Here is a 23,833-nt window from a genome sequence, read left to right on the forward strand (position 1 = left end):
GGTGGGCTTCCCGGCGCTGACAACTTCACCATCTCCGAGTGGACTGCCCGAGGCGCGGGCGGAGGGACCGTTGACCTGCTGACTTCTTCTGCGTCGGGCCGCGAGAGCGGACGCGATCCGACGGTCGCTGAAGGGAGCCCGGCAGCAGGTCGCTATTCCACAGCGTCGGACCGGCCAGTCGTCGAGGTGTCGGTCGCACGGACGCAGCGCCGCGCAGACACGACGAACGCCAGTGATAGGAGCACTCCTCCAGTCCTGCGTGCTGCGCGTGACGTGGGAGGGGTGGATCGCCCACAGGTCCGCAGGGCCAAGCACAGGCTGCATGCGGGCTTCTATCTCTTCAGCGCTCTTCTCTTGGGCACACCGGCACGGACCGCGTGGTGCGAGGAGGCGAAAGAGACTGCGCCGGCCGCTCCGGACGAGGAGGCGACGACGAATGCGCCGGCCGATTCGACTGCATCCGGTGCGCTTGTGGCGGATAACTCACTGGTTGCGTCCGTGACGCCGATCGCACGTCCGCAGGAGCGGAGCTGGGGGCCGGTCATCGTGCTGGGGACGGCCAGCGCGGTGTGGCTTGGTGTGGGGGTGGGGATGACGGTAGCGAGCAACAACGCGCTAGATGAGGTGCGCTTGAGAGGTCAGGCGATTCTGGCCGTAGGGGGACAATGCGTAACCCCATCACCGGCGGTCGTACGGTCGTGCGAAGAGCTTCACAGTGTCGGCTCGAGGGGCGAGATGTGGGGCAACGCCGCGCGAATCGCCTATATCGCGTCGGGGGCGCTGGCCATCGGTGCGGTTACCTATCTGCTGTGGCCTCGAACGAAGGCGACAGCGACGGGGCGGATTCGTGCGTTGCCCAGTCTGCAGACAGGCGGCGTCGGGGTCAACGTGACGGGTATGTGGTGAGCTCAGGAGAGGAAGTGATGGCCATGATCAGAAAGTGCTGGATTCGAGGAACATTGGGACTCGTCATATTGCTGTGCGGCTGCGGGTTCTGGGACAACGTGACGGACGACTGCGAGCGGATGCTGACGTGTGATCACTTCGTACCCACAGGCCACGGCGGCGGTGGAACGAACCCCGCATGCGAGCCGGATCCGACCGAGGACGCGAGCACGGTGACGGACGAGTGCGCGGTGTTCGCGAGCACAAACGCGGCTCCTGGCGGGGACGGGACAAAGGAGAAGCCGTACGCTTCGCTCGCGGAGGCGGTCGCGAACGCCCACGGCAAGCGGGTGCTGGCGTGCACGAGCGGAGCGTTCGCGGAGAGCGTCACGATCGAAGCGGGCGTGGAGGTGATCGGCGGCTTCGACTGCGACGCGGGGTGGACGTGGAGCGAAGCGGCGCGGAGCGCGATCGAGGGGCCGCCGGATCAGATCGCGCTCACGCTGGGGGAGGGAGCGAACGGGGCAAAGGTGCGGAGCTTCGCGGTGCGCGCCGCGAGCGCGACGAAGGCGGGCGGGTCGTCGATCGGGGTGGCGGTCGCGGACATCGAGGCGGAACTGGTGCAGGTGGAGGTGACCGCAAGCGACGGGATGGCTGGCGCGGACGGCAAGATGCCGATCGAACGGCCGTACACCGGGGCGAGCGGGTCGACGAATACGGCTTCGTTCGCGTGCATTATGGATGTGTCCGTCTACGGCGGCGACCCCGGCGTCACCATCTGCGAAGACGGTGAGACCCGCGGTGGCCAAGGCGGCCTCGGCGGCATCCCAGGCATGGACGACGACAACGGCCGGCCCGGCCAGGCCGGAACCCCCCTGCCCGACCCAATCCTCCCCGACAGCCCGGGTCTCGGCGGCATGGGCCAAACGGAGATGAGCGAATGCGAACAGGGCCGACCCGGCCGCGATGGCGCCTCTGACACCCACGGCGCCGCCGGTCGCGCCACCACCCTCGCCCTCACGGGTATCGCCGGCGGCGACGGCGCCCCCGGCATCACCGGCAAGAAAGGCCAAGGAGGCGGCGGAGGCGGCGGCGCGAAGGCGGGGTATTATTGCGGAAACCCGAGGAGCCCCGTGGAGGCTTCTGGCGCCAGCGGCGGCGGCGGCGGAGCCGGCGGCTGCGGAGGCAAAGGAGGAGGCGGCGGCCAAGCGGGCGGATCGAGCATCGGCATCCTCAGCCTGGGAACGAAGCTGGTGTTGACGGAGGTGACCGTCGCCGCGGGCAAGGCGGGCAACGGAGGAAAGGGCGGACTCGGACGCCCTGGCGCCAGCGGGGGCAGTGGCGGGACCGCAGGTGACGCGGGCCCTCTTGGTGGCTCCGGATGCAATGGTGGTCGTGGCGGCACGGGCGGCCGCGGCGGCCTTGGCGGCGGCGGTCGAGGCGGCCATGCGGTGGGAATCGCCTACGCCGCGGCGCCGAGCGCGGCGGTGGAGCTGAAGGACTTCAAGGAGGGGGCGGCGGGCGACGGCGGGCAGCTCGGGTTCGGCGACAACGCCGGCACGCCCGGTGTGAGCGCCGCGTGCTGGAGCTTCGGTGGAAACGAGAGCTGCGGGCAGTGAGAAAGAAAGTGCCGTCGTGTGAGAATTTCGAAGAGCTCAACGTAATGCGACTGGTTGAGTCACGAGCGCTGCGTCTTGTGAGCAGCTGAGCTGAAGGAAACACAAAGATATGAGTGGACGTGCCCCGTGCCGCGGTGGTAGGGAGTGGTTCGTCGCGGAGACGCGACACGGTGGGCTGCCAGGCGCTTACAACCGCACCACCATCGCGTGGATTGCCCAGGGCGCTGGCGGAGGGACCGTTGATCTGCTGAAACCTTCTGCGTCGGGCCGCGAGCGTGGATGTTATCCAACGGTCGCTGAAGGCAGTCCGGCAGTAGATCACTTTCTTGCGGCGAGGGAGCTGCGATGTGTGGCGCCGGGGCGGAGGCGTGATGGCGCTGGGCTCCGAACCGCGATCGCCGTCGAAACCCCCTCCCGTCCTCGCGTGCCGAGGCGACGCGGTGCAGCAGCAAGGGCAGACCACGCTGCAACCCGGCACGCCGCCGGGCGCCGGGGGCCCCGGCGGCAGCAACAACGTCGCCGACAACGCGGGCGCAGCAGGCACGACGGCGGCGGAGCAGGAGTTTCCGTAAGTGAGCGACGAGGCAGCGGGCGGCCTCGTCGCTGGTGCAGCCTGCCGCCGCGAAGCGTGGCGGCAGGCTACCCCGACGATCGCGCGACGCGCGATCGAGCGTGCGAGGCGCCTCCCGCAGGCCACATGTACAGCGGCGAGCTGCGCCCGCTGCTCGCTGCCACCGGTGAGCGTGGAGAAAGTGAGGACGACCGTACGATTTTGTGACGACCCGGCCTGGCTGCGCGTAAGTAGTCGAAAGATATCGATTTCTGGACGAAAACGCTTGGCGAGCTCTTTCGTGGCCGGCAGTATGCGCGCCGCTCGATCCAAGGAGCGCCCTGCCGATGCGCCGGAATTCCAGTCGAAACGATGTCCCTCCCTCCGGAAGACGCCCCAGCCCGAGCGGGATGGGGGAGTGGGAGCGGATGTGGGTACGCAGGCTGGGTCTCGAGGACGTGGAGTGGGACCCGGAACTGCACTGCGAGCACTGCATCGCGAAGCGAGCGGCCTGGGAAGCGGTGATGGAGGAGCTTGCATCACGGTCGGGGAACCGACCGAAGCTGCGGCTGAGCCCTGGGTGGGAGCAGATCCCGCCGAGGGCGGGCAGGCGAGGCAGGCGGAGCAAGGGCCGCTGCAGGCGGCTGCTGCTGAAGATGGTGCGACTGGCGCGTCTCGTGCGCGAGGATTTTTGAGCGCTTGAGCGAAAGGTCGCGTCGCGAGCTCCCAGGTCGAGCGAGCAGCCGCTGACGGCCTGAGCTCGCCGAGGGCGCACGGTGACGGCGCGGCGGGCTGGGTGACAGAACAGGAGACCGGCGCACCGCGAGCGAGGTGCGCGCTGACTCGGCTCGTCCTTGCGACGAGCGTGCGAGGTGAAGGATGGTGCGTCCAACGCTCGCCATCGAGGCCGGGGCGGATGCCCTTGTGTCGAGGCGTCGTGCGAGCAACGAGGAGCGCTCTGGTGAGTTGCCTTGCCTGGGCCTCTTCCTGGTCACGGGCCGGCTCGGCGGAGAGATCGTCTCCCGCACGGCGATCGAGATGGTGCATCCCCCTGTCGAGGCAGGAAGCGTGGACGACCTTGGCGCTGGCGAGATGATCGCGCCGCAGTGTCGGGACGAAGTGCGGCTCACGATGAGCCCGCGTCGAACAGGCCGCTCCGAGGACGAGCGTCTGCAGCCGGGACCGAGCGGCGTGCAGGTGACCTTCGCCGGTGTACTGCTCGCGCCAGGGGCGGCGTACATCGTCTACGCCGGCGATATGCACATCTACCGGTTCCGTGGGGGGAAGCTGGAGGCGCGACCGCGTGATGGTGCGGCGGTCGACGGCGGGGCGTTGGATGGATCCGTCCCGCTGGACGCCCCAGCCATGCTGGTGCAACACGCCGGCGCGGCCGCGCGCGCGCTCGGCTGCGAAGCGGCGGTGGAGATGACGGCCCAGGTCGAGAACACGGAGCCGGGCGACATTTTCCTCGTGTGCTCGGGGGGCCTCTGGGGCTCGGTGTCCGAGCAGCGCATCGCCGGCATCCTCGCAGCGCACCGTGAGCTGCGCCTGGCGGCGAGCCTGCTGATGGACTGCGCTCATGAGAAAGGCGAGCTCGAGCAGGCAATGTGCGTCCTGGCCCGTGTGGCGGGGTCCGTGGGTTGACTTCGTAAGGAGGAGCGGCGCAGAAGCGCCGGAGCGCAGCGAGGCTGTGGCGAGGCGACCCCTCCCGTCCCGCGCGTAGCGCGGGACTTGGGAGGGGCGGACCGCGCGCAGGCCCGTAGGGCCGAGCACGGGCCGGGGGTGGGCAGCATTCCTGGGGGCGAAGATGGTGGCGCGAAGGGCGGGGCGGCGATCTTTCCTGGAGCCATGCCGGGCGCCGGAGCGAGCGGAGGCAGCGGCGGACCCCGCGGCTGCGGCGGGCTGCCCGCGCAGGGCGGCGGAGCAGGCGTCTCCGTGAGCAAGCGATGTGGCGGCAGCGAGCAGAGCCCGCTGGATTGCTGGTAGCGGGGAGCGGTGTAGAAAAAATGAGAGGCGGTATGATTTCGTGGCAATTCCGGAGGGCTGAACGTAACACGGTAAAACGGTAACCATGATTCGAAGAAACCCCTTGGCGAGCTCATTCGTTGCCGGCAGAATGGGCGCCTCCCGAATTCAAGGAGCCCCATGCCGAAGCGCCGAAGGTCCCGCGGAGACGACCCCCCTCCCTCTGGTAAGCGCCCCAGCTTGAGCAAGATGGGGGAGTGGGAGCGGATGTGGGTACGGAGGCTGGGTCTCGAGGACATCGACTGGGATCCCGAGAAGTATTGTATGCACTGCATCGCGGAGCGGGCGGCTCGCGAAGAGGCGGCGGCGGAGGAGCTCGCGCCGCCGTCAGGGCCCAGACTGCCCGCGTCGCAGAGCCTCTTGTGGGCCAAGAACCAACGCCCGGTCAGTGGTCCTAAAGAGCGCAGCAAGCGCCGCCCCAGATTGATGCTCGTGCCCTCGGTGCACCGCAAGGGCGAGGACTCTTGAGCGAGAGGCCCCTTCGCGAGGGGCTGGATCGAGCGAGCTGACCAGAGGGTATGGGGGACGCTGGCTCTGATGTGCTCTCCGGGAATCTGTCGTGTTGTGCCGGAACACCGCATCTCCGGCATCCTCGCTGCACATCGCGAGTTGCTGTGTGCGGCGCGCCTTCTGGCTGCTGCGCGCGGCGCGCCTTCTGCGCGAGTCGCGGCTCCGGATGGATGGACTGCGCTCATGAGCTCGCGCCGCGAGCCCGAGCGCGCACCGTGCGCCCTGGCGCGTCGGCATACATGCGCCCCGGCGCGCGGCGGCAACGGCCGAGGCGCTCCGCCATGAGCGCGATCGGCCCGAGCGTGCGCCCACGCCTCGCGCAGGCCCACGCCGGCGCGCCGCTCTCCCCGGCCCCGCTGGCCTCCCGCCCGAACGCCTGGCCGCAGCGCCGTCGCACGCAGGAAGCGCACCACGGCCTACCTCCGTGCGCCCCGCTCCTGCTACCCTCCGGGCCGTGGCGATAACGACCGATTTCCTCGTCATCGGTAGCGGTGTGGCTGGGCTGACCTTCGCGCTCGAGGCGGCCGAGCACGGCGAGGTGATCATCGTCACCAAGCGCGCGCGTGACGAATCCAACACGAAGTACGCTCAGGGCGGCATCGCCGCGGTCTTCGCCCCGGACGACTCCCCCGAGGCGCACATCGCCGACACGCTCGAGGCAGGGGCGGGGCTCTGTCACGAGGTGGTCGTCGAGATCTGCGCGCGGGAAGGGCCCGAGCGGGTGCGCGAGCTCATCGCGCGGGGCGCCCAGTTCGACCACGAGAACGGCCAGGTGCGCCTCGGGCGCGAGGGAGGGCACTCCGCGCGGCGGATCGTGCACGCCGCCGACGCCACCGGCCTCGAGATCGAGCGCGCGCTCCTCGAGCAGGCCCGGCAGAACCCGAACATCCGCTTTGCCGAGCACCACACGGCGATCGACCTCATCCCGCTCTCCCGGTTCGGCGGGCCGGACATCTGCGCCGGCGCCTACGTGCTCGACGAGACCGACGCCGCGCTGAACGGGCCGCGGCCGCGCGACTCCGAGCGGCCGGCGCCCCGGCACCGGCCAGCGTCGAAGCCGCACGTCGTCGAGACCTACCTCGCGCGGGCAACCGTGCTCGCGACCGGCGGCGCAGGCAAGGTCTACCTCTACACGACGAACCCCGACGTCGCGACGGGCGACGGCGTCGCCATGGCCTACCGGGCAGGCGCCGAGATCGCGAACATGGAGTTCTACCAGTTCCACCCGACGTGCCTGTTCCACCCGGAGGCTAAGAGCTTCCTCGTGAGCGAGGCGCTGCGCGGCGAGGGCGCCATCCTCCGGCTGCCGGACGGGACGGCCTTCATGGCCAGCCACGATCCGCGCAAGGACCTCGCGCCGCGCGACATCGTGGCGCGGGCCATCGACTTCGAGATGAAGCGGACCGGCTCGGACTACGTGCTGCTCGACATCACCCACCGGCCCGCCAGCTTCGTCCGCGAGCACTTCCCGACCATCCACGCGCAGTGCCTCCGCTACGGCATCGACATCACCGTGCAGCCGATCCCCGTCGTGCCGGCCGCCCACTACATGTGCGGCGGGATCACCACCGACCTCTACGGCAGGACGACGATCCCCGGGCTGTGGGCGATCGGCGAGTGCACGTGCACGGGGCTGCACGGCGCGAACCGGCTCGCCTCGAACTCGCTGCTCGAGGGGCTCGTCTTCGGCCACCGCGCGGCCGCGCGCCTCGGCACCCAGATCGCCGAGCTCCGGCAGAGCGCTTTCCCCGATGTGCCCGAGTGGCAGGTCGGCAACGCGGTCGCCAGCGACGAGGAGGTCGTCGTCGCCCACAACTGGGACGAGCTGCGCCGCACCATGTGGAACTACGTCGGCATCGTCCGGTCCGACGCCCGCCTCCGGCGCGCCGCCCGGCGGATCTCGCTGCTCCAGGAGGAGATCCGCGAGTACTACTGGAAGCACCTGGTCACCCGGGATCTGCTCGAGCTGCGGAACATCGCCACCGTGGCCGAGCTCATCGTCGGCTGCGCCTCCGCCCGGCACGAGAGCCGGGGGCTGCACACGACGATCGACTACCCGGAAACGAACGATCGCCTCGGCACGGACACGGTCGTGAAGCGGGGCGTCCTGCCTTATCTGCGAGGTCGATGAGCGATCTGCACGGCACCCCCGACCCTCCGCCGAGCGGCGGAGGGCCCGGCCCGCTCGTCCGGCGAGGCGGCGAGGAGCGACCGATGTCGATCCCCGGGGCCATCGGCTGGACCGTGGGCGTCACCGCGCTGTTCCTGTTCCTGCTCGGCCTGATCTCCTCCTTCCGGATGGAGCCGGCGCTCGACGGCGCGGGCTCGTTCCGGCCGGCGCCGAAGCTCGACGTCATCGGCAGCTTCGCGTGCCAGGCCGCGGCGTACCTGCTCGGGCTCTTCGGCGTGCTCCAGGTGCACGCGCCCCGCGCGTCGATCCGGCAGTTCCTCGGCCTGCGCAGGACGCACGTGGCGTTCTACCCGCTCGCGATCGCGCTCGGCTTCGCGCTCGAGGGGCCCATCGCAGCGCTCTACACGGCGATCGAGGCGCGCTGGCCGTCGGGGATCGACGACGCCGAGCTCGTCCGGGTCTTCGTCGACGCGAGCGCGCCCGAGCGGGCCGCGCTCGGCCTCATCTTCATCGTGCTCGGCCCCGCGCTGGAGGAGATCTTCTTCCGGGGAGCGCTCGCCCGCCCGCTGCGCTGGACGCACCGCGCCCCGCTCGTCATCGCGATCACGGCCGCGCTCTTCGCGGCGGCCCACGTCGGGTGGCAGAAGTTCCTGCCGATCGGGATCTTCGGCGTGGCGCTCGGCGTCCTCCGCGTCGCGAGCGGCTCGCTCTTGCCGTCCATCCTCCTCCACGGCACCTACAACGCCATCCAGTGCTTCACGCTCCTCTCCGCGGCGCGCGCGGGGGCCGTCGACGACGCGTCCTCGGCTGCCGGCGCCGCGGCGAGCCCCGTGTGGCTCGTGGCGGTGAGCTCCGCCTCCGCGCTCGTGTTGACCGCGCTCGCCTTCGTCCTCGGCCATCGCGCCGAGGGGGCGGCCCGCGCGAGGGAAAAGGACCTCTCATGATGCCGGCTTTCGGGAGCCAGGGCGGCGGCGAGAGCCGAGCCGCGCAGATCGCAGCGGGGGACGGCGAGGGCCGCTCCGCCGGGGCCGTGGACGCGAGCGGCGAGGGCCGCGCTGCCCCGCGCGCCGGGGCGAAGCGGGCGCGCGTCAGCCTCTGCCTGCCGGGGGGCGGCCTGACGGGCGCGCTCTACCAGATCGGCGCGCTCGCGGCGCTCGAGGACGGGGTCGAGGGGATCGACAACCAGAGCTTCTCGCTCTACCTCGGGCACGGCAGCGGCGCCGCGGTCGCCGCGGCCCTGGCGGGCGGCATCCCGATCGAGCGGCTCTACCGCGCCCTGCTCGATCCGGTCGACAACTTCTTCCCGCTGGAGCGCAGCCACCTCCTCCACATCGACGCCGGCGAGTGGCGGCGCGCGCTCAGCACCAGCCTGGTCGCGCTCCGCCACGCGATCGTCCGGCTCACGACCCGGGGCGACGCGACCCCGAACGCGCCGGCGCAGCAGTACCTGTTCGAGCAGCTCGATCGCTTCAACGACTCGCTCCCTGCGGGGCTCTTCCAGCTCGATCGGTACGAGCGGTTCCTCGCCGAGTTCTTCCTGAGGCGCGGCATCCCGAACTCGTTCCGCGCGATGCCGCGGACGCTGCGCATCCCGGCGCACGACCTCGACTCGGGCGAGCGCGTCATCTTCGGCGCCGAGGGGTTCGACCATGTCCCTGTGTCGCTCGCCTGCGCGGCGTCGCTCGCGCTCCCGCTGTTCTTCTCGCCGGTGCGCGTCGAGCACCGCCACTACCTCGACGGCGGGCTGGGCCACGTGGCGCACCTCGATCTCGCGCAGGCCGCCGGCGTCGATCTCACGATCGTCGTGAGCCCGCTCGTGCCCGTCTCCACCGCGCACCGCCCCGTCCCGACAGGGCACGGGGTGCGCGAGAGCGTGCGCGACAAGGGCATGCTCTGGATCTTCAACCAGGCGATGCGGATCGGCGCGCACGCGCGGCTCCACCAGGCGGTGGGGCGCACCCTCGCCGAGGGCAAGATGCAGGTCCTCGTGCTCGAGCCCGCGCGGAACGACGCGCTGCTGTTCCTCCACAACCCTGCCAACCTGCGCGCGCGGCGCGCCATCCTGGAGTACGCCTACCGGACGACGCGCGAGCGCATCGCGGTCTGGATGGAAAAGAACCGCGCGGTGGTCGAGGCGATGGGGTGGCACGAGGCCCGCGCCTCGGGCGCGTCGACGGGCTGAGGCGGATCGGCCACTTGAGGGGCTGATCAGCCGGCCGAGGGCGCATCGGCGAGCCGAGGGCCCGCTCGGACGGCGAGATCAGCTGGCGAGCGAAGAGAACCGGACGATCGTCAGCTCGTCGGGCGGGATGCTGATGCGGGCGCGCGGGATGGCGACGCCGTGGAGGTAGCGCCAGCCCTCGCCGTCGTGGAGGAAATCGGACAGCTCGACGAACGAGCGGTCCACGCCGGCCTCGAAGATCCTGGCGAGGAACAGCACCGACGCCGAGTCGCCGCTCTGCAGGCTGTCGAGGATCTGGAGGCCCCGGTACCGGTGGTGGTGGATCGTCACCTTCAGCTCGCGGAGCACCTGGTCCCTGTCGCGCCCGCGGTCGATGTGGCCCATGTGCAGCGTCCGCCAGAGGTAGGCGGTGTCTCCGACCGCGAACGCGGCGTACCGCGAGCGCATCAGCGCCACGGCGTCGGGCGCCTCGCGATCGCCCAGATGGCAGGGGGCGCAGCACTCGCGGTACGAGCGCCCCGAGCCGCACGGGCACGGGCGGGAGAGGGTCCCCGTACCAGGACGAACATCTCGGGTCATGGGCGTTCTCTACACGGGTTCGTGCGCCGTTGCAGCGCCCTGGGCGCGTCGAGGTGGGCGCGACGGGTGTGCGGCACAACGGGCGCGGCACGGCATGGCGCCGTCGCGCCGTCCAGCGCGCGTCCCTGAGCGAAGCCTCTTGCGGGGCGCCGGCGAGGACGGTAAGGCGGGCGGGAAGTATGCCCGCAGCGCGCGCTCACGCCGCGGCCCTCCTCCTGGCCCTCGCCCTGGTTCTGGGGGGCTGCAAGCGCCAATACGCCATCGGCGATCACGTCCTCGTGACGTGGGAAGGGAACGTCTACCCGGCCGAGGTCATCGAGGTCCTGGGTCCGACGAAGTTCAAGATCCACTACCAGGGCTACGATGACATCTGGGACGAAGTTGTACCTCGTGAGCGGATCCGCGGCCTCGTCGAGGGCAACGTCGTCAACCCGCCGCCGCCGCCGAAGGTCCGGAGCAAGGGGCTGCAGGCATCGCAGACGAACGTCTACAAGATCGGCGACAGGGTCCGCGTCGAGTGGCACGGGCAGATGTACCCGGCGGTCGTCACCGGCATCGTCGGTCAAGAGCGCTACCGCATCCACTACGACGGCTACGGATCGGAGTGGGACGAGACGGTCGGGCTTTCCAGGATTCAGGCCAAGTAGCGTGAAATGTTCATGCGCGGTCATTTTCCCCCTGGCGCTGGCCATGGGGCCGAATTAAGAGCCGCGCCGAATTTCTGACTGGGCGATCGCAAGAGTGCGTCGCCCGGCTGACGTTCGATGCGTGCCGCACGCCCTCCACGGGCACGCCCTCACGGGTGCGCGGCGGGGAGCCTTCTGTGATCAGCGAACTGTCCAAGCTGCGCAACATCGGGATCAGCGCCCACATCGATTCGGGCAAGACAACGCTGACCGAGCGCATCCTCTTTTACACCAAGCGGATCCACGCCATCCACGACGTCAAGGGCAAGGACGGCGTCGGCGCGAAGATGGACTCGATGGATCTCGAGCGCGAGCGCGGGATCACCATCCAGTCCGCGGCCACGCACTGCTTCTGGAACGGGCACCAGATCAACGTGATCGACACGCCCGGCCACGTGGACTTCACGATCGAGGTCGAGCGCGCGATGCGCGTGCTCGACGGGGCGATCCTGGTCCTCTGCGCCGTCGCCGGCGTGCAGAGCCAGTCGCTCACGGTCGACCGCCAGATGCGCCGCTACGGCGTCCCGCGCATCGCGTTCGTGAACAAGTGCGACCGCGCCGGCGCGAACCCGCTGCGGGTCCGCGCGCAGCTGCGCGAGAAGCTCAACCTGAACCCGGTCCTCCTGCAGCTGCCGATCGGGCTCGAGGACAAGTTCGAGGGGGTCGTCGACCTCATCGCGATGAAGTCCTACCGGTTCGAGGGGGCGAACGGCGAGAAGATCCTCGTCGGCGAGATCCCGGCCGGGATGGCCGACGAGGTGAAGGCGGCGCGCGAGGAGATGCTCGACGCGCTCTCGATGTACTCCGACGAGCTCACCGAGGCGATCCTCGAGGAGCGCGTCACCGAGGAGCTCCTCCAGAAGACGATCCGCGAGGCGACCGTGAAGCTCCAGATCGTCCCGGTGATGATGGGGTCGGCCTACAAGAACAAGGCGGTGCAGGTCCTGCTCGACGGCGTGACCCGCTACCTGCCGACGCCCGCCGACATCACGAACAAGGCCGTGGATCTCGAGAAGGACGAGGCCGAGGTCGTCCTGTCGAGCGACTCGGACAAGCCGCTCGTGATGCTCGCGTTCAAGCTCGAGGACGGCCGCTTCGGCCAGCTGACGTACCTGCGGGTCTACCAGGGCAACCTGGCCCGCGGGGGCGAGATCACGAACACCCGCACGGGCAAGCGCCACAAGGTCGGCCGGCTCGTCCGCATGCACGCGGACGAGATGGAGGACATCGACTCCGCGGGCGCAGGCGACATCGTCGCGATGTTCGGCATCGACTGCAACTCCGGCGACACCTTCACGGACGGGACCCTGAGCGTCGCGATGACGTCGATGCACGTGCCCGAGCCCGTCATCTCGCTCACCGTGACGCCCAAGGACAACAAGTCCCAGGCGAACATGTCGAAGGCGCTGCGCCGCTTCACGAAGGAAGACCCGACCTTCCGCGTCGGGGCCGATCCGGAGAGCGGCGAGACGATCATCCAGGGCATGGGTGAGCTCCACCTGGACGTCTACATCGAGCGCATGAAGCGCGAGTACGCGGCCGAGGTGGTCACGAGCCCGCCGCGCGTCGCGTACCGCGAGACGATCACGCGCCGCGTGGACTTCAACTACACGCACAAGAAGCAGACCGGCGGCTCCGGCCAGTACGGCAAGGTCGGCGGCTTCATCGAGCCGTGGACGGAGGCGCCGTTCCGGTTCGACGACCAGGTCGTCGGCGGCGCGATCCCGCGCGAGTTCATCCCGGCGGTCGAGAAGGGCTTCGTGTCGATGCTCGCCAAGGGGCAGCTCATCGGCGCGCCCGTCACGGGCGTGTCGGTCACGCTGAACGACGGCGCGGCCCACGCGGTCGACTCGTCCGACATCGCCTTCCAGGAGGCCGCGCGCGGCGCCTGGCGCGAGACGTACCCCAAGGCCGGCCCGCAGATCCTGGAGCCGCTGATGAAGGTCGCCTGCGAGGGGCCGAGCGAGTACCAGGGCGGCATCGTCGGCATCCTCATGCAGCGGCGCGGCATCATCGTGGGTTCGACCGAGGCAGACGGCTTCTGCCGCGTCGAGGCGGAGGTGCCGCTCTCCGACATGTTCGGCTTCTCGACGGTCCTCCGCTCCGCCACCCAGGGCAAAGCCGAGTTCACGATGGAGTTCTCGCGCTATGCTCCTCTTCCGGCGGCGCTTGGTGAGGAGCTCATCAAGAAATACCGGGAAGAGCAGGCGAAGAAGGCCAAGTGAGGGGGTCGGCATGTACCGCAAAGAGGTAAACGAGCGGAGCCCCATGCGGGTCTTCGAGGGGTCGATGCACGGCGGGCTGGGTCGCGGCAACGTCGGCGTCATCGTCTCCCGGCCCGGCGTGGGCAAGACGGCGTTGCTCGTGCAGATCGCGCTCGACGATCTGCTCCGGGACCGCCGGGTGCTCCACATCTCGCACGAGAACGCGGTCGATCACGTCCGGGCGTACTACGACGAGATCTTCCACGATCTCGCGCAGTCGATGCGGCTCGAGGAGCCGGAGGCCGTCCGCCTCGAGGTCGAGCGGCACCGGCAGATCTACTCGCACCTCGGCCACGTGAAGGCGTCGGCCGCCGCGCCCGAAGAAGCGGCGCGCCTGTGGGTCGAGAAGATGCTCGAGACGGTGGCGTTCGCGCGCGGCGTCGCCCACTTCGAGCCCGACGTGATCATCGTCGACGGCTTCGACGTGGCGGTCGCGTCGGAGCAGGCGATGGAGGCGCTCGGGCGGCTCGCGAAGGAGCGCTCCGCCGAGGTCTGGGTCGCGGCCCAGGTCGACGAGGCGGGCCCTCCGGGCAAGCTCCCGGCCGCGCTCCAGAGCGTCGAGCGCCACCTCAGCGTGGTCGTCTACCTGCAGCCGGAGCGCGACGTGGTCCGCCTGCGGCTGCTGAAGGATCACGGCAACAAGGACCTCGCCGATCTCCACCTGCGCCTCGATCCTCACTCGATGCGCGTCATCGACGAGGACGTGCGCCCCCCCTCGGAGCGGCCGAAGGACCCGCGGAGCTTCCGCCTGCACTCGGGCGGCGCCAAGGGGGCCGAGGCCGAGTTCGGCGCGTGCGCCGAGCGGTACGGGGTGCAGGAGCTGAACTACAGCTTCGAGGGCCACCGGCTCCTCGAGCGCCAGCGCGGCGTGGTCGTGCTGGGGGACGACGAGCTGCGCAAGGGCGACTTCAGCCTCGTCTACGTGTCGCGGCGCCTCGGCCGCGTGCTGAGCGAGATCCCGCTCGTGCGCAACATCCTCCAGACGATCTGGCACCAGATCAACGCGGCCAGCCAGGTCTTCGTGGTGGGGACGCTCCAGGAGGACGGCACCGTGCGCGGCGGCACCGGCTGGGGCGCGGAGCTCGCGCGCCTCTGGAAGAAGCAGCTGTTCGTCTACGATCAGGAGAAGCGCGGCTGGTTCCGCTGGAGCGGCTCGGCGTGGGAGATGGCGCGGCAGCCGTGCATCGCCAGCGAGAACTTTGCCGGCATCGGCACGCAGGATCTCAACGACGCCGGCCGCGACGCGATCCGCGACCTCTTCGCGCGGAGCTTCGGCGAGCCTGGCTGAGCGCCCATCGCAGGGGCGCCCTCCGCCGCGGGGGCGCCTCGCTGCGGCGCGCAGCAGGCCGGCGTGAAGCGGGCCTGCTGCGCCGAGCCGCTCAGGCCGTGTGCTTCTGGATCAGCTGGGCGAGGCGCGGGACCGCCTCCTCGACGTTCTTCTTCGCCGAGCCGCGCAGCTTTTCGTAGGTGCCGCGCACGACGCTGCTCGACGACGACTTCGCCTTCTCGTCGGTGATGCTGAGGAGCGCGTCGGCGATCCGCGAGCGGTTCGACGCGAAGAAGGAGCTCGGGTTCCCGCCGCTCGAGGCCTCGGTCCAGATGGGATCGAGCTTCTTGGCGAACTCGGGCAGGAGCTTCTCGACCACCTGCTGGATGAAGCCGGGCTTGATGCCCTTCACGGCCGCGTAGCCGGCCTTGACCGCCAGGCCGGAGAGTCCGCTCTTCGAAGCCACCTCCTCGTCGACCAGCGTGCAACAGTCGGCGACGACCTTGGATTTCTTGTTCGCATCGAGCAGCGTTTCGCTGAGACCCATTCTCGAACTCCTCCGGGCGCTTCGGAGACCGGCCGCGGCCCCCAGACCCATGTCAGCATGACCCCCGGCAGGGAGCCGCGACCCCGTCGAGCGGACAGGTGGTCCGCTCCCGACAACATCGAAGCGCGGCTCTTACCACAGCAGCCCGAAGGCCGGCATCGCAAGCGCCCACCCGGGAAACCTTCGGTCCAGGACGGCTCTCGTCCGACATCGGCCGTCCTGGATGGCAATGCAACGCCGTCTCGCGCTCGATTCTCGGAAATGCCGCGCGGAGACCGCATGCATGGCCGCCCCTCGCGCGCCATACTCAAGATGTAATTTGAATCACAGTTTGGCGTGGCGGGCGCTCGCCGCTGTCGTGTTGCGAGGCCTGCGGGGGGCTCATGGACGTTACCTGCGAAATCTGCGGAATCGTCACCACGGTGTCGAGCGACGCGCGCGGCGGGGCTGCGCTCGAGTGCAGCGTCTGCGGCGGTGCGATGCTCCGGGCGCACGGGAGGGGCGCGGCCTCGCCGCCGGCGGGAGGCGCCGGCCATCGATCGAGCCGGCCTCCTCCGCCGCTCCGGCGATCGAGCGCGCCCTCGGTGCCACGGAGCGACGATGACCCGACGATGATGGACCTCCGGTCGCTCGCGCTGAAGTCGTTCATCGCGACGCTTCCCGCCGCGACGACGACGTCGAGCGCGTCCACGGCGAGCTCGGTCGCGCCGGGCAGCGGCCCGGTCGCCCCGGCGGCGGTGGGCCTGACGACGCCGCAGGCGAGCCGGGGCGCGGAGTCGATCGCGTCGATCGCGTCGACCGCGTTCGCGGGTACGCCGCCGGTCGGGGTCGATGCGCCGAGCGTGAGCGATGTGATGGGCGTCCACGACGCGCTCGTGCCTGTCGCGGTGCCCTTGCGGGCGCGATCACGAGCCCGCGTGCGCGTCCTCGCGGCGGCGACCGTGGTCGGCGCCCTGGCGATCGCCGTCGGGCTCACGCTGATCGTCGGCGGGATGTCGCGTGCGCCGGGGGATGACGTGCCGCCTGCAGCGCAGCGCGGCGTGTCCCGGGCCGGGGAGATCGCGCGGGAGGTGAGCGTGCCGGTCGCGGCGCCTGGCCCTCGGAGGAGGGCGCTGCGCGGGCCCGACGCGCGCGCGCCAGCGGCCGACGACGACGAGGCCAGCGCCGCCGAGCCCGTCCCGACGCCGCAGGCGCGCGCCGCACCGGAGACGGGCGCGCGCGAGGCCTCCGGGGCGGGGGTGCGCCCGCCCGCCGCGTTGGGGGCGCGCGCCCGGCCTGAGCGTCAGCCTTCACCTCCGCCCGCGTCCGAGGAGGTGTCGCGGCCCCAGCCGCCGGTGTCGCTCACCGACGCGATGGCCGCCGCTGTCGCCGACACGCCGGCTCCCCCCGCTGCGGAGACGCAGCCCCAGGCCGACACCGGCGAGGAATAACCCGCGCCGAGGGCGCGCGCGCTCGGCGAGCGTCAGCGCCGCGCCCTCCGGCGCCGTCGCGTGAGGCCGGCCGCCGCGACTTCCTCGAGCGCGCGCGCGACTACCACGCCGGCGAAGGCGCGCTCGAGGAAGTCGCGCCGGCCCTGGCTCGCGTCGTAGGCGACGGTCTCGCCCGACTCGCCGATGTCGGCCATCACGCCCGGGCGACCGAAGCCGAGGTGGAAATTGTGCAGCGAGAACGCCGACACGCCCTCCGCCGGCCCCTCGCCCCGGTTCTCGATCCGCATCGCCATCACGAACCCGGCCTGCGGGAGGCCCTGCGGCGCGAAGAAGAGCTGCCTGCACTCGAGGTTGCCGACCCGCTGCACCATCGTGACGACGCCCATGCCGCCGCGCTGCCCGTCGGTCCAGCCGGCGTAGCCGCTCGCGTCGAGGTCGACGGGGACCTCGGTCAGCCACCGCTGGTGCCCGTCGGAGCGCAGCCCGAAGTACGCGTCGTAGAGCAGATCGCGCGTGCGTACGGCCTGCGGCTGGTTGCCGATCCAGACCTCCTCGCCGCGCTCGTCGAGGAGCGGCTCCTCGGTGGCGGGCAGGCGCTCGCGGAAGTGGGTGAGCCTCGCCGCGCCCAGATCGAGCAGCACCGCGCCGAACCCGTTCGACGAGGGCAGGCGAAAGAACGTGCGCTGCACCGGCGCCTCGGCCCGCGCCGCGTGAGGGGCGGCGAGCGCGACCGACGCCGCTGCGCCGAGCGAGAGGAGCGCGGAGCCGAGGGCCCGGGAGGCGCGGGGCGGGCCGGAACGTTGGTGCCCAAAATATTCCCGCGCCTGGGTCGGGCGATGCATCGCGGCACTTTAACGGAATGCCTGTCATCGCGGCGCGCCGGCTCGCCGGCGGGCGCTCAAAATGCTGCAACGCGCCTCCCGGCGTGGTAACGGCATGCCCATGACAAAACTGCCTGCGTTGATCCTCGTGGTCTCGGCGCCCCTTGCCGCCTTCGCGGCCGGCTGCGGCTCCGATCCGCAGCCGCCGGCGAATGTCGCCAGCGACGTCGCGCCCCCTCCGGTGGCGAAGACCGCCGCCCCGCCTGCCCCGAAGCAGGACACCGCGAAGCCGACGAGCGGATCGATCCGCATCGACGACAAGATCCTCAAGGCCTGCGGCGATCTGCCGACCGCCCGCTTCGCGTTCGACTCGACGGCGATCGAGGGCGAGGCGGCTGGCACGCTCGACGCGCTCGCGCGCTGCTTCGTCTCGGGTCCGCTCAAGGGCAAGGGGATGAAGCTCATCGGCCACGCCGACCCCCGGGGGGAGACGGAGTACAACCTGGGCCTCGGCCAGAAGCGCGCCGGCAGCGTCGCCGAGTACCTCGGCAAGAAGGGCCTCGAGCAGGGCCGCATCGCGACCTCGTCGAAGGGCGAGTTCGAGGCGACCGGCACGGACGAAGAGGGCTGGGCACGCGACCGGAAGGTCGACATCCTGCTTGCGGACTGAGCGCCGCGCCGCGTGCGGCGCTGGGCGAACTTGAAGAGGGCCACGGCCGCGCTTCCAGGCGAGGGAGGGGGCCGCGGCCGCAAACTCCACTGAACTGGGCCGCGCGCGCGGAACCCTGACGAGCCGACTCCCTGACCCGAAGAGATCGAAATGGCCTTCCTGCAAAGCGCCCCTGAGCCGGCGACGGCGGTCCCGATCAAGCTCGATCCCGTCTCCCTCGTCCTTCACGCCTCCGGTCCCGTCTTCCTCGTCGTCTGGCTGCTGATCTTCGCGGCGATCCTCGTCTGGGTGATCGCCGTCCTCAAGGTCCTCCAGCTCGCGCGGCTCGCCTCTCTGCAGGCGCGGTTCGAGCAGGAGTCGGCGCACGCCCACTCGCCCGATCAGCTGTTCGCGCTCGCGCAGCGGCACGCGGACGCGCCCGGCGCCCGCGTCGTGATGGAGCTCAGCCGCCGCGTCGGGACGAGCCGGCTCCTCGACTCGATCGCGAAGCGGGCGATCGTGACCGAGACGCAGCGGGCGAGCGCGCTCATGCCGACGCTCTCGTCGATCGCGGCGGCGTCGCCGTTCATCGGCCTGTTCGGCACGGTCTACGGGATCATGGACGCGTTCCTCCGCATCGGTCAGCAGAAGAGCGCGTCGCTGCCCGTGGTCGCCCCCGCCATCGGCGAGGCGCTCATCGCGACCGCGATCGGGCTGTTCGCCGCGATCCCGGCGGTCATCGCGTACAACGGGATCAACAAGCGCGTCGACGACCTGCTCGCCGCGCTCGAGGCCGCGAGCGAGGGCTGGGTGGAGATCGCGTCGCTCTCCGCGCGGGGGATGCAGGAGTCCATCCCGCTGGCGCTCCAGCGGTCGAGCGACCGGCCCACGCCGGTGATGCCGAAGGGCTGAGGGGCGGGGCCGGTCATGGGCATGTCGGTCGGTGGAGGGCGCAGGCGGCGGGGCGGCGGCGGTTTCAGCGACATCAACGTCACGCCGCTCGTGGACGTGATGCTCGTGCTCCTCGTGGTGTTCATGGTCACGGCCCCGCTGCTCACGGCCGGGCTCCGGGTCGAGCTGCCCAACGTCTCCGCCGAGGAGGCGCCGACGAAGGACACGAAGCTCGTCGTGACCGTCACGAAAGAAGAGAAGATCCTCTTCGGCGAGGACGACGCGACCGCCGACATCGAGGGCGTGCTCGCCTCGAACGGGCGCGTGCAGAAGGAGAAGGAGCTCTACATCCGCGCCGACAAGGACGCCCGCTACGGGGCCGTGGCGCGGGTCGTGGCCGCTGCCCGTGCCGCCGGGGTCGAGGGGCTGAACCTCCTCGTCCAGCCGGAGATCGAGCCGGAGGGCGCGCCGCCGCCGCCCGGGGGAACGGCGCCGCGGCCCGGCGGAGCCGCGCCTCGGCCGGGGGGATCGGCGCCGTGAGCACGGCTGCGGCGCGCGCGCCCGGACCGAGGACGCCGCCTGGGCAGCGCCGGCCGGCGAGCGACTTCCGCCCGCGGGACATCGCGCTCGCCGTCGCGGTGGCGATGGCCGTGCAGGCGGGGGCCGCCGTCGCGGTCAGCCTGGCCGATCTCGCCGTGCCCGCGGCGGCGCCGGAGATCGACAAGGGGCCGAGCGTCCCGGTGAAGGTCGTGCCCGTGCTCGACATGGACACGCCGCTGCTCAAGCTGGGCGGCAAGCGCGACAAGATGAAGCTGCCCGACCGGTGGGTGCGCCAGACGCCCAAGCCGCGCGTCGAGCAGAAGGCGTTCGTGTCGCCGAGCGCGGGCAAGACCGAGGCGGACATCCCGCCCAAGGAGGTCAAGATCGCCGACGCGGGCACCGCGCCGCCGCCGCCCGACGCCGCGATCGCGAAGCAGGTCGACACCGAGCTCGATCCGAAGGCCGACGCCGCCCCGGCCGCCAACGTCGACCAGGAGGGCCACGAGGACGGCGTGAAGGAGGGGACCGAGACCGATCCCCTCAAGGCGCGCGCGGTGGATCTGTACCTGGCTCGCATCGCGGGCTGGTTCTCGAGCAGGTTCCGCGTGAACGGCTCGGGGCTCCCGCCGGAGGAGCTCACGAAGCACAAGCCGCGCGCGGTGATCGTCCTGTCGGACGGGCAGATGGTGAGCTACACGCTGACGCCGAGCGGGAATCCCGCCTTCGACGCCGCCGCGCAGGCGACCCTCGAGGCGGCGAAGGGGCAGGCGCTGCCGCCGCCGCCCGAGAACTATCCCAACCTCGGGCAGAAGCAGGTCAGCGTCACGTTCGTCTGTAGAGAGACCACATGCGACTAGCTCGATACGCCCTCGGCGCCCTGGCGCTCGCCGCCGCCGCGCTCGCCACTCCCCCTGCTCCTGCGCAGGCGCCGGCCTCCTCGGCGGCGCCGCCCAACCCGGACGAGCTGCTCGGCCACATCACGGTCGTGGCCGGCGCGACGCGCCCGCTCCCGAAGATCGGCGTCCTGCCGTCGCTCGTCTCGGACCCCGAGGACGTGACGATCCACAGCGTGGTCCGGCGCGACCTCGAGCTGTGCGGCGAGTTCGAGGTGCTGCCCGACAGCGCCGCGCCCGACGGCCTGTACCTCTCAGACAGCCCGGTGGACGTGAAGGCGTGGTCCGCGAAGGGGGTCGAGGCGGTCGTGAGCGTGAGCGGCAAGAAGGTCGCCGCCGACAAGGTCGAGCTCGTCGGCCAGGCGTTCCTGGTGAACCGGGGGCAGGCCCCGGTGTTCGACAAGAAGTTCATCGTGCCCCTCCGCGACGTGCGCTTCGAGTCGCACCGGGTGGCCGATCAGCTGATCGGCGCCCTCACCGGCCAGAACGGCGGTTTCGCCAGCCACATGACGTTCGCCTCGGGCTCGGGCTCGCTGCGACGCGTCTTCACGATCGACGCCGACGGCCACGACGCCAGGGCCGTCTCGCCGCCCGACCAGACCGCCATCGCCCCTGCGTTCGGGAAGCACGAGCAGCTCCACTACGCAGCGAGCGTGAAGGGCGACGAGTACAAGGTCTTCACGCCCGCCGGCGGCCCGCTCCCGCTGCCCGTGAAGGGCTCGGTCTACGGGATCGCGTTCTCGAAGGATCGCGCCCAGGTCGCCCTCAGCATCGGGGTGGGGTCGACGATCAAGCTGTTCTCCGGTCCCGATCTCCAGAGCATCAAGCCGGCGTCCGAGGTGGGGATGGCGCTGCACCCGGTGTTCACGCCGACCGGCAAGCTCGCCTTCTCCGGCGAGGGCAGGTACGGACAGCGCATCTACGTCGGCGACAAGGCGATCTCTCCGGACGGGCTCTTCGCCTCGGCGCCCACGTTCTGCAACCACCCCGACGGTGTGAAGGCCGTCTATGCCGTCGGCGTGGGAAAGAACACCGATCTCGTCGCCTCGGGGGAGACGGGCGGCGGCCTCGTGCGGTTGACCCAGAATCAGGGCAGGAACGGGTACCCGGCCTGCAGCCCCGATGGGCGGCTCGTGGCGTTCTTCTCCACGCGCACCTCCGGCGAGGGGCCAGGGCTCTACGTCATGCGCGTCGACGGGCAGCGCCCGAAGCGCATCTCGAACCTCCTCGGGGACTCGCTGCGCTGGGATCCTCTTCCGCCCGGCAAGGCCGTCGAAGCGAAGAACTGACGCGGGCGAGCCGCGGGCACGGCCCGGACATCCGGCGAGTGTCCGATCGAGGGCCGCCCGCATCGTGGCTGAGCCAGGTGTTCTCTCCCCGACAACTTTTTACGTCCAGGCACGTCTGACGTGGGTAGTTCGTGCGCGCCCTTCCGCGCCGCTGCTGCGAGCGGATGCGAAGGGAGTCCGCGCTCGCAGCCCCCGCTTCCTTGGCCCGCCGCGTCGGTCGCGGTTAGCCTCCGGACTGCTCAGGGGGAGAGTTGGCTGGAAAATTGCAACAAAATTGGGGCGAACCGCCCTGGCCAGCCAGCCGAGGGGAAATGGAGAAGAGCATGGTGTCGAGCCGTATCTGGACCGCCATCGCGATCGTCTGGGCCTTCTGCGCCGGTGGCTGCAGCTCGGTGGCGGCGGTTCAGGAAGCGAGGATCAGCGAGCAGGGGGGGTTCAGGGACCCGGAGCACCGGCTCGCCGCGGCGGAGGACGGGGGTTACTGCAGCGCCGAGGTGCTGCGCTGGCAGTACGATGAGCCGGCGGGGATGCTTCGCCTTGCCGATGCCCGTTTGATGCTCGACTGCTGTGGGAAGCGCGCGATCCACGTCGAGAGGATCGACAACCTCTTCGAGGTCACCGAGCAGGACGCGCCGGACGGCGCGGGAGGTCGCTGCAGCGAGCAGTGCGCCTTCGATCTGTCGGTCGGCGTGCGCGACGTCCCGCGGGGCGAGATCTACGTGAAGCTGCTGCGCGATGTGGTCGATCAGCAGAGCGGCCCGGCCGTGATCTGGAGCGGCTCGGTCGATCTTGGCGTCTCCGGCGGCGCGGTCGTCCTCGACGAAACCCCCGCGGAAGCCGGCTGCCAGGCGAAAGGCCTTCCGCGCCAGCGCAGCAAGACCGTCGCCGCGCGATGAGGCGCTGAGCACACGCCCCCCGAACGTGCCGCCGCACCTCGAGTCCGCGGTGCGGTCGGCAGGGGGGAGGGGAGAGCTCGCGAATTGTCCCGCCGCGCATGTCGGCGCGCGGCGTGTGGCGACGCGTGGCGACGGGTGGGATGGCAGAGCAGGTGGACCGACCATGACGTTCATGGTCAGAGAATCGGGCTAACTCTGCCACTTTCGCCTGGACAAGGTTTCCAGAAACCCGTAGATCACACTCGAATGTGCGTGCAGCTGCTCCGGGGTGCGGCATGCGTTCGCACCTTACGTACGTCGGCTTGCAGCTGAATCCCTAGGCGCAGGTAGCGGACACGTGAAGCGCGTATCTAGAGGCCCTGGTTCTTTTTCTTTGGGCGTATTTTAACAGTGTCGCGGGACAGCCAAGGAAGTCGGGGCATGAAGTACCTGGGGGTCTGTGGAGCGCTTGCAACGGTGGGATCGCTGCTCGGTCTGAGCGCGTGCCTGGAGGCGGAGCCCGCGCACGTGGGGCTCGTGAGCGAGGCCGGCGGGTTCGTGGAGCCGGAGCGGCGGCTCGCCTCCGAGGGGGAGGAGAGCTACTGCGGGGCCGAGGTCCTGCGCTGGCGCTACGACCGGGCGAGCGGGGCCCTGAAGATCGCGAACAGCCGGCTCCTGCTGAACTGTTGCGGCCAGCGCGCGATGCACGTCGACAGGATCGACAGCATCTACGAGATCACCGAGAGGGACGAGCCCGACGCGACGAATCCGAGGTGTGATTCGGTCTGCGCGTTCGACTTCGCGGTGGCGATTCCCGAGGTCGCCCAGCGCAAGGTCTACGTGCGGCTGCTGCGTGACGTCGTCGACGCTCAGGGCAGCGCAGAGCTCATCTGGCAGGGGGAGATCGACGTCCGGCAGTCGACCGGCGAGGTGGTGCTCGATGGTGTCGCCGCTCCGGGGGAGGCGTGCAGCGGGCCGTCCCAGCAGCCGCTCACAGCCCGGCAGCAGCTCGCCGTTCAGTAGCCGCTCGCTGCTCCGGCCTGGGAGCGGGCTCCCGTCGCGCAAGAGCGCTCGCAGGGGGCAGGCGCTGCGCGGGCTGACACCGGCGCGGTGCGCTTGGTGATGGGCTCCGCGTCTTCGTGACGGAGCACGCGCTCGAGCCGCGGCCCGGTCCCGGTGCTCGAGCGACGGTCGAGCAAC

22 protein-coding genes are annotated in these 23,833 nt (G+C 70.7%); 19 read left to right on the plus strand and 3 right to left on the minus strand.

Annotated elements, in window-relative coordinates:
- Positions 1-282: 282 nt before the first annotated feature.
- The 8 genes from WMF29_RS03460 (at position 283) to WMF29_RS03495 (ending at position 9,902) form a co-directional block, all read left to right on the plus strand.
- Complete coding sequence (locus WMF29_RS03460) at positions 283-906, plus strand: hypothetical protein (RefSeq protein ID WP_437327468.1); 624 nt, start codon at positions 283-285, stop codon at positions 904-906.
- A gap of 17 nt (positions 907-923) precedes the next feature.
- Positions 924-2,504 carry a hypothetical protein gene (locus tag WMF29_RS03465; protein WP_437327469.1) on the plus strand — a complete coding sequence of 527 codons (1,581 nt, stop codon included), beginning with the start codon at positions 924-926 and terminating at the stop codon, positions 2,502-2,504.
- A gap of 440 nt (positions 2,505-2,944) precedes the next feature.
- Complete coding sequence (locus tag WMF29_RS03470) at positions 2,945-3,076, plus strand: hypothetical protein (protein ID WP_437327470.1); 132 nt, start codon at positions 2,945-2,947, stop codon at positions 3,074-3,076.
- An 857-nt stretch (positions 3,077-3,933) separates the two neighbouring features.
- Complete coding sequence (locus WMF29_RS03475; protein WP_437327471.1) at positions 3,934-4,698, plus strand: PP2C family protein-serine/threonine phosphatase; 765 nt, start codon at positions 3,934-3,936, stop codon at positions 4,696-4,698.
- 561 nt (positions 4,699-5,259) lie between these two features.
- Positions 5,260-5,547, plus strand: coding sequence for a hypothetical protein (locus WMF29_RS03480; protein WP_437327472.1), 288 nt, complete (start codon positions 5,260-5,262; stop codon positions 5,545-5,547).
- A 496-nt stretch (positions 5,548-6,043) separates the two neighbouring features.
- A complete protein-coding gene (locus tag WMF29_RS03485) occupies positions 6,044-7,720 on the plus strand; it encodes an L-aspartate oxidase (RefSeq protein ID WP_437327473.1) in 1,677 nt (558 codons plus the stop codon).
- On the plus strand, positions 7,717-8,664 hold the full coding sequence (locus WMF29_RS03490) for a CPBP family intramembrane glutamic endopeptidase (protein WP_437327474.1): 948 nt from the start codon (positions 7,717-7,719) through the stop codon (positions 8,662-8,664). Before WMF29_RS03485 ends, WMF29_RS03490 begins: the two co-directional genes overlap by 4 nt.
- A complete protein-coding gene (locus tag WMF29_RS03495) occupies positions 8,661-9,902 on the plus strand; it encodes a patatin-like phospholipase family protein (RefSeq protein WP_437327475.1) in 1,242 nt (413 codons plus the stop codon). The genes WMF29_RS03490 and WMF29_RS03495 overlap by 4 nt, the downstream gene beginning before the upstream one ends.
- A gap of 78 nt (positions 9,903-9,980) precedes the next feature.
- On the opposite strand, the gene WMF29_RS03500 is transcribed toward WMF29_RS03495, so the two are convergent.
- Positions 9,981-10,481: a YchJ family protein gene (locus WMF29_RS03500; protein WP_437327476.1), complete on the minus strand. Its 501-nt coding sequence runs from the start codon at positions 10,479-10,481 to the stop codon at positions 9,981-9,983.
- Positions 10,482-10,660: 179 nt separating this feature from the next.
- Here WMF29_RS03500 and WMF29_RS03505 point away from each other — a divergent pair, with 179 nt between their 5' ends.
- The 3 genes from WMF29_RS03505 (at position 10,661) to WMF29_RS03515 (ending at position 14,719) form a co-directional block, all read left to right on the plus strand.
- On the plus strand, positions 10,661-11,128 hold the full coding sequence (locus WMF29_RS03505) for a Tudor-knot domain-containing protein (protein WP_272097758.1): 468 nt from the start codon (positions 10,661-10,663) through the stop codon (positions 11,126-11,128).
- A 176-nt stretch (positions 11,129-11,304) separates the two neighbouring features.
- Positions 11,305-13,392: an elongation factor G gene (gene fusA / locus WMF29_RS03510; RefSeq protein WP_437327477.1), complete on the plus strand. Its 2,088-nt coding sequence runs from the start codon at positions 11,305-11,307 to the stop codon at positions 13,390-13,392.
- Between the two features lie 10 nt (positions 13,393-13,402).
- Positions 13,403-14,719: a hypothetical protein gene (locus tag WMF29_RS03515; protein WP_437327478.1), complete on the plus strand. Its 1,317-nt coding sequence runs from the start codon at positions 13,403-13,405 to the stop codon at positions 14,717-14,719.
- A gap of 91 nt (positions 14,720-14,810) precedes the next feature.
- On the opposite strand, the gene WMF29_RS03520 is transcribed toward WMF29_RS03515, so the two are convergent.
- Positions 14,811-15,245: a DUF6918 family protein gene (locus WMF29_RS03520; RefSeq protein WP_437327479.1), complete on the minus strand. Its 435-nt coding sequence runs from the start codon at positions 15,243-15,245 to the stop codon at positions 14,811-14,813.
- Positions 15,246-15,628: 383 nt separating this feature from the next.
- Between WMF29_RS03520 and WMF29_RS03525 the strand changes: the two genes are divergently transcribed.
- Positions 15,629-16,675, plus strand: coding sequence for a hypothetical protein (locus WMF29_RS03525; protein ID WP_437327480.1), 1,047 nt, complete (start codon positions 15,629-15,631; stop codon positions 16,673-16,675).
- A 32-nt stretch (positions 16,676-16,707) separates the two neighbouring features.
- Here WMF29_RS03525 and WMF29_RS03530 read toward each other — a convergent pair whose 3' ends face one another.
- A complete protein-coding gene (locus tag WMF29_RS03530; protein ID WP_437327481.1) occupies positions 16,708-17,517 on the minus strand; it encodes a hypothetical protein in 810 nt (269 codons plus the stop codon).
- A gap of 100 nt (positions 17,518-17,617) precedes the next feature.
- On the opposite strand from WMF29_RS03530, the gene WMF29_RS03535 reads away from it, so the two are divergent.
- The 7 genes from WMF29_RS03535 to WMF29_RS03565 all read left to right on the plus strand — a co-directional run bounded on the left by WMF29_RS03535 (position 17,618) and on the right by WMF29_RS03565 (position 23,656).
- On the plus strand, positions 17,618-18,166 hold the full coding sequence (locus WMF29_RS03535; protein ID WP_437327482.1) for an OmpA family protein: 549 nt from the start codon (positions 17,618-17,620) through the stop codon (positions 18,164-18,166).
- 150 nt (positions 18,167-18,316) lie between these two features.
- Positions 18,317-19,057, plus strand: a complete 741-nt coding sequence (locus WMF29_RS03540; protein ID WP_272097765.1) for a MotA/TolQ/ExbB proton channel family protein — start codon at positions 18,317-18,319, stop codon at positions 19,055-19,057.
- Positions 19,058-19,072: 15 nt separating this feature from the next.
- The gene (locus tag WMF29_RS03545) at positions 19,073-19,576 is read left to right on the plus strand and encodes a biopolymer transporter ExbD (RefSeq protein WP_437327483.1); all 504 of its coding nucleotides are present in this window, start codon (positions 19,073-19,075) and stop codon (positions 19,574-19,576) included.
- Positions 19,573-20,433 carry a TonB C-terminal domain-containing protein gene (locus tag WMF29_RS03550; protein WP_437327484.1) on the plus strand — a complete coding sequence of 287 codons (861 nt, stop codon included), beginning with the start codon at positions 19,573-19,575 and terminating at the stop codon, positions 20,431-20,433. Before WMF29_RS03545 ends, WMF29_RS03550 begins: the two co-directional genes overlap by 4 nt.
- Positions 20,424-21,758: a tolB protein gene (locus WMF29_RS03555; RefSeq protein ID WP_437327485.1), complete on the plus strand. Its 1,335-nt coding sequence runs from the start codon at positions 20,424-20,426 to the stop codon at positions 21,756-21,758. Before WMF29_RS03550 ends, WMF29_RS03555 begins: the two co-directional genes overlap by 10 nt.
- A gap of 323 nt (positions 21,759-22,081) precedes the next feature.
- Positions 22,082-22,654, plus strand: a complete 573-nt coding sequence (locus WMF29_RS03560; RefSeq protein ID WP_272097769.1) for a hypothetical protein — start codon at positions 22,082-22,084, stop codon at positions 22,652-22,654.
- Positions 22,655-23,074: 420 nt separating this feature from the next.
- Positions 23,075-23,656: a hypothetical protein gene (locus tag WMF29_RS03565; RefSeq protein ID WP_437327486.1), complete on the plus strand. Its 582-nt coding sequence runs from the start codon at positions 23,075-23,077 to the stop codon at positions 23,654-23,656.
- Positions 23,657-23,833: the final 177 nt, after the last annotated feature.

Origin of the sequence: Sorangium sp. So ce381, from assembly GCF_051473845.1 — a bacterium.
Classification (GTDB): Bacteria; Myxococcota_A; Polyangia; order Polyangiales; family Polyangiaceae; genus Sorangium; species Sorangium atrum.

Bases quoted from the DNA above. Each gene is read 5' to 3' on its own strand.
- WMF29_RS03465 (WP_437327469.1), top strand. From the start codon at position 924: ATGGCCATGATCAGAAAGTGCTGGATTCGAGGAACATTGGGACTCGTC.
- WMF29_RS03475 (WP_437327471.1), top strand. From the start codon at position 3,934: ATGGTGCGTCCAACGCTCGCCATCGAGGCCGGGGCGGATGCCCTTGTG.
- WMF29_RS03490 (WP_437327474.1), top strand. From the start codon at position 7,717: ATGAGCGATCTGCACGGCACCCCCGACCCTCCGCCGAGCGGCGGAGGG.
- WMF29_RS03495 (WP_437327475.1), top strand. From the start codon at position 8,661: ATGATGCCGGCTTTCGGGAGCCAGGGCGGCGGCGAGAGCCGAGCCGCG.
- WMF29_RS03500 (WP_437327476.1), bottom strand. From the start codon at position 10,481: ATGACCCGAGATGTTCGTCCTGGTACGGGGACCCTCTCCCGCCCGTGC.
- WMF29_RS03505 (WP_272097758.1), top strand. From the start codon at position 10,661: ATGCCCGCAGCGCGCGCTCACGCCGCGGCCCTCCTCCTGGCCCTCGCC.
- WMF29_RS03515 (WP_437327478.1), top strand. From the start codon at position 13,403: ATGTACCGCAAAGAGGTAAACGAGCGGAGCCCCATGCGGGTCTTCGAG.
- WMF29_RS03520 (WP_437327479.1), bottom strand. From the start codon at position 15,245: ATGGGTCTCAGCGAAACGCTGCTCGATGCGAACAAGAAATCCAAGGTC.
- WMF29_RS03525 (WP_437327480.1), top strand. From the start codon at position 15,629: ATGGACGTTACCTGCGAAATCTGCGGAATCGTCACCACGGTGTCGAGC.
- WMF29_RS03530 (WP_437327481.1), bottom strand. From the start codon at position 17,517: ATGCATCGCCCGACCCAGGCGCGGGAATATTTTGGGCACCAACGTTCC.
- WMF29_RS03535 (WP_437327482.1), top strand. From the start codon at position 17,618: ATGACAAAACTGCCTGCGTTGATCCTCGTGGTCTCGGCGCCCCTTGCC.
- WMF29_RS03540 (WP_272097765.1), top strand. From the start codon at position 18,317: ATGGCCTTCCTGCAAAGCGCCCCTGAGCCGGCGACGGCGGTCCCGATC.
- WMF29_RS03545 (WP_437327483.1), top strand. From the start codon at position 19,073: ATGGGCATGTCGGTCGGTGGAGGGCGCAGGCGGCGGGGCGGCGGCGGT.
- WMF29_RS03555 (WP_437327485.1), top strand. From the start codon at position 20,424: ATGCGACTAGCTCGATACGCCCTCGGCGCCCTGGCGCTCGCCGCCGCC.
- WMF29_RS03560 (WP_272097769.1), top strand. From the start codon at position 22,082: ATGGTGTCGAGCCGTATCTGGACCGCCATCGCGATCGTCTGGGCCTTC.
- WMF29_RS03565 (WP_437327486.1), top strand. From the start codon at position 23,075: ATGAAGTACCTGGGGGTCTGTGGAGCGCTTGCAACGGTGGGATCGCTG.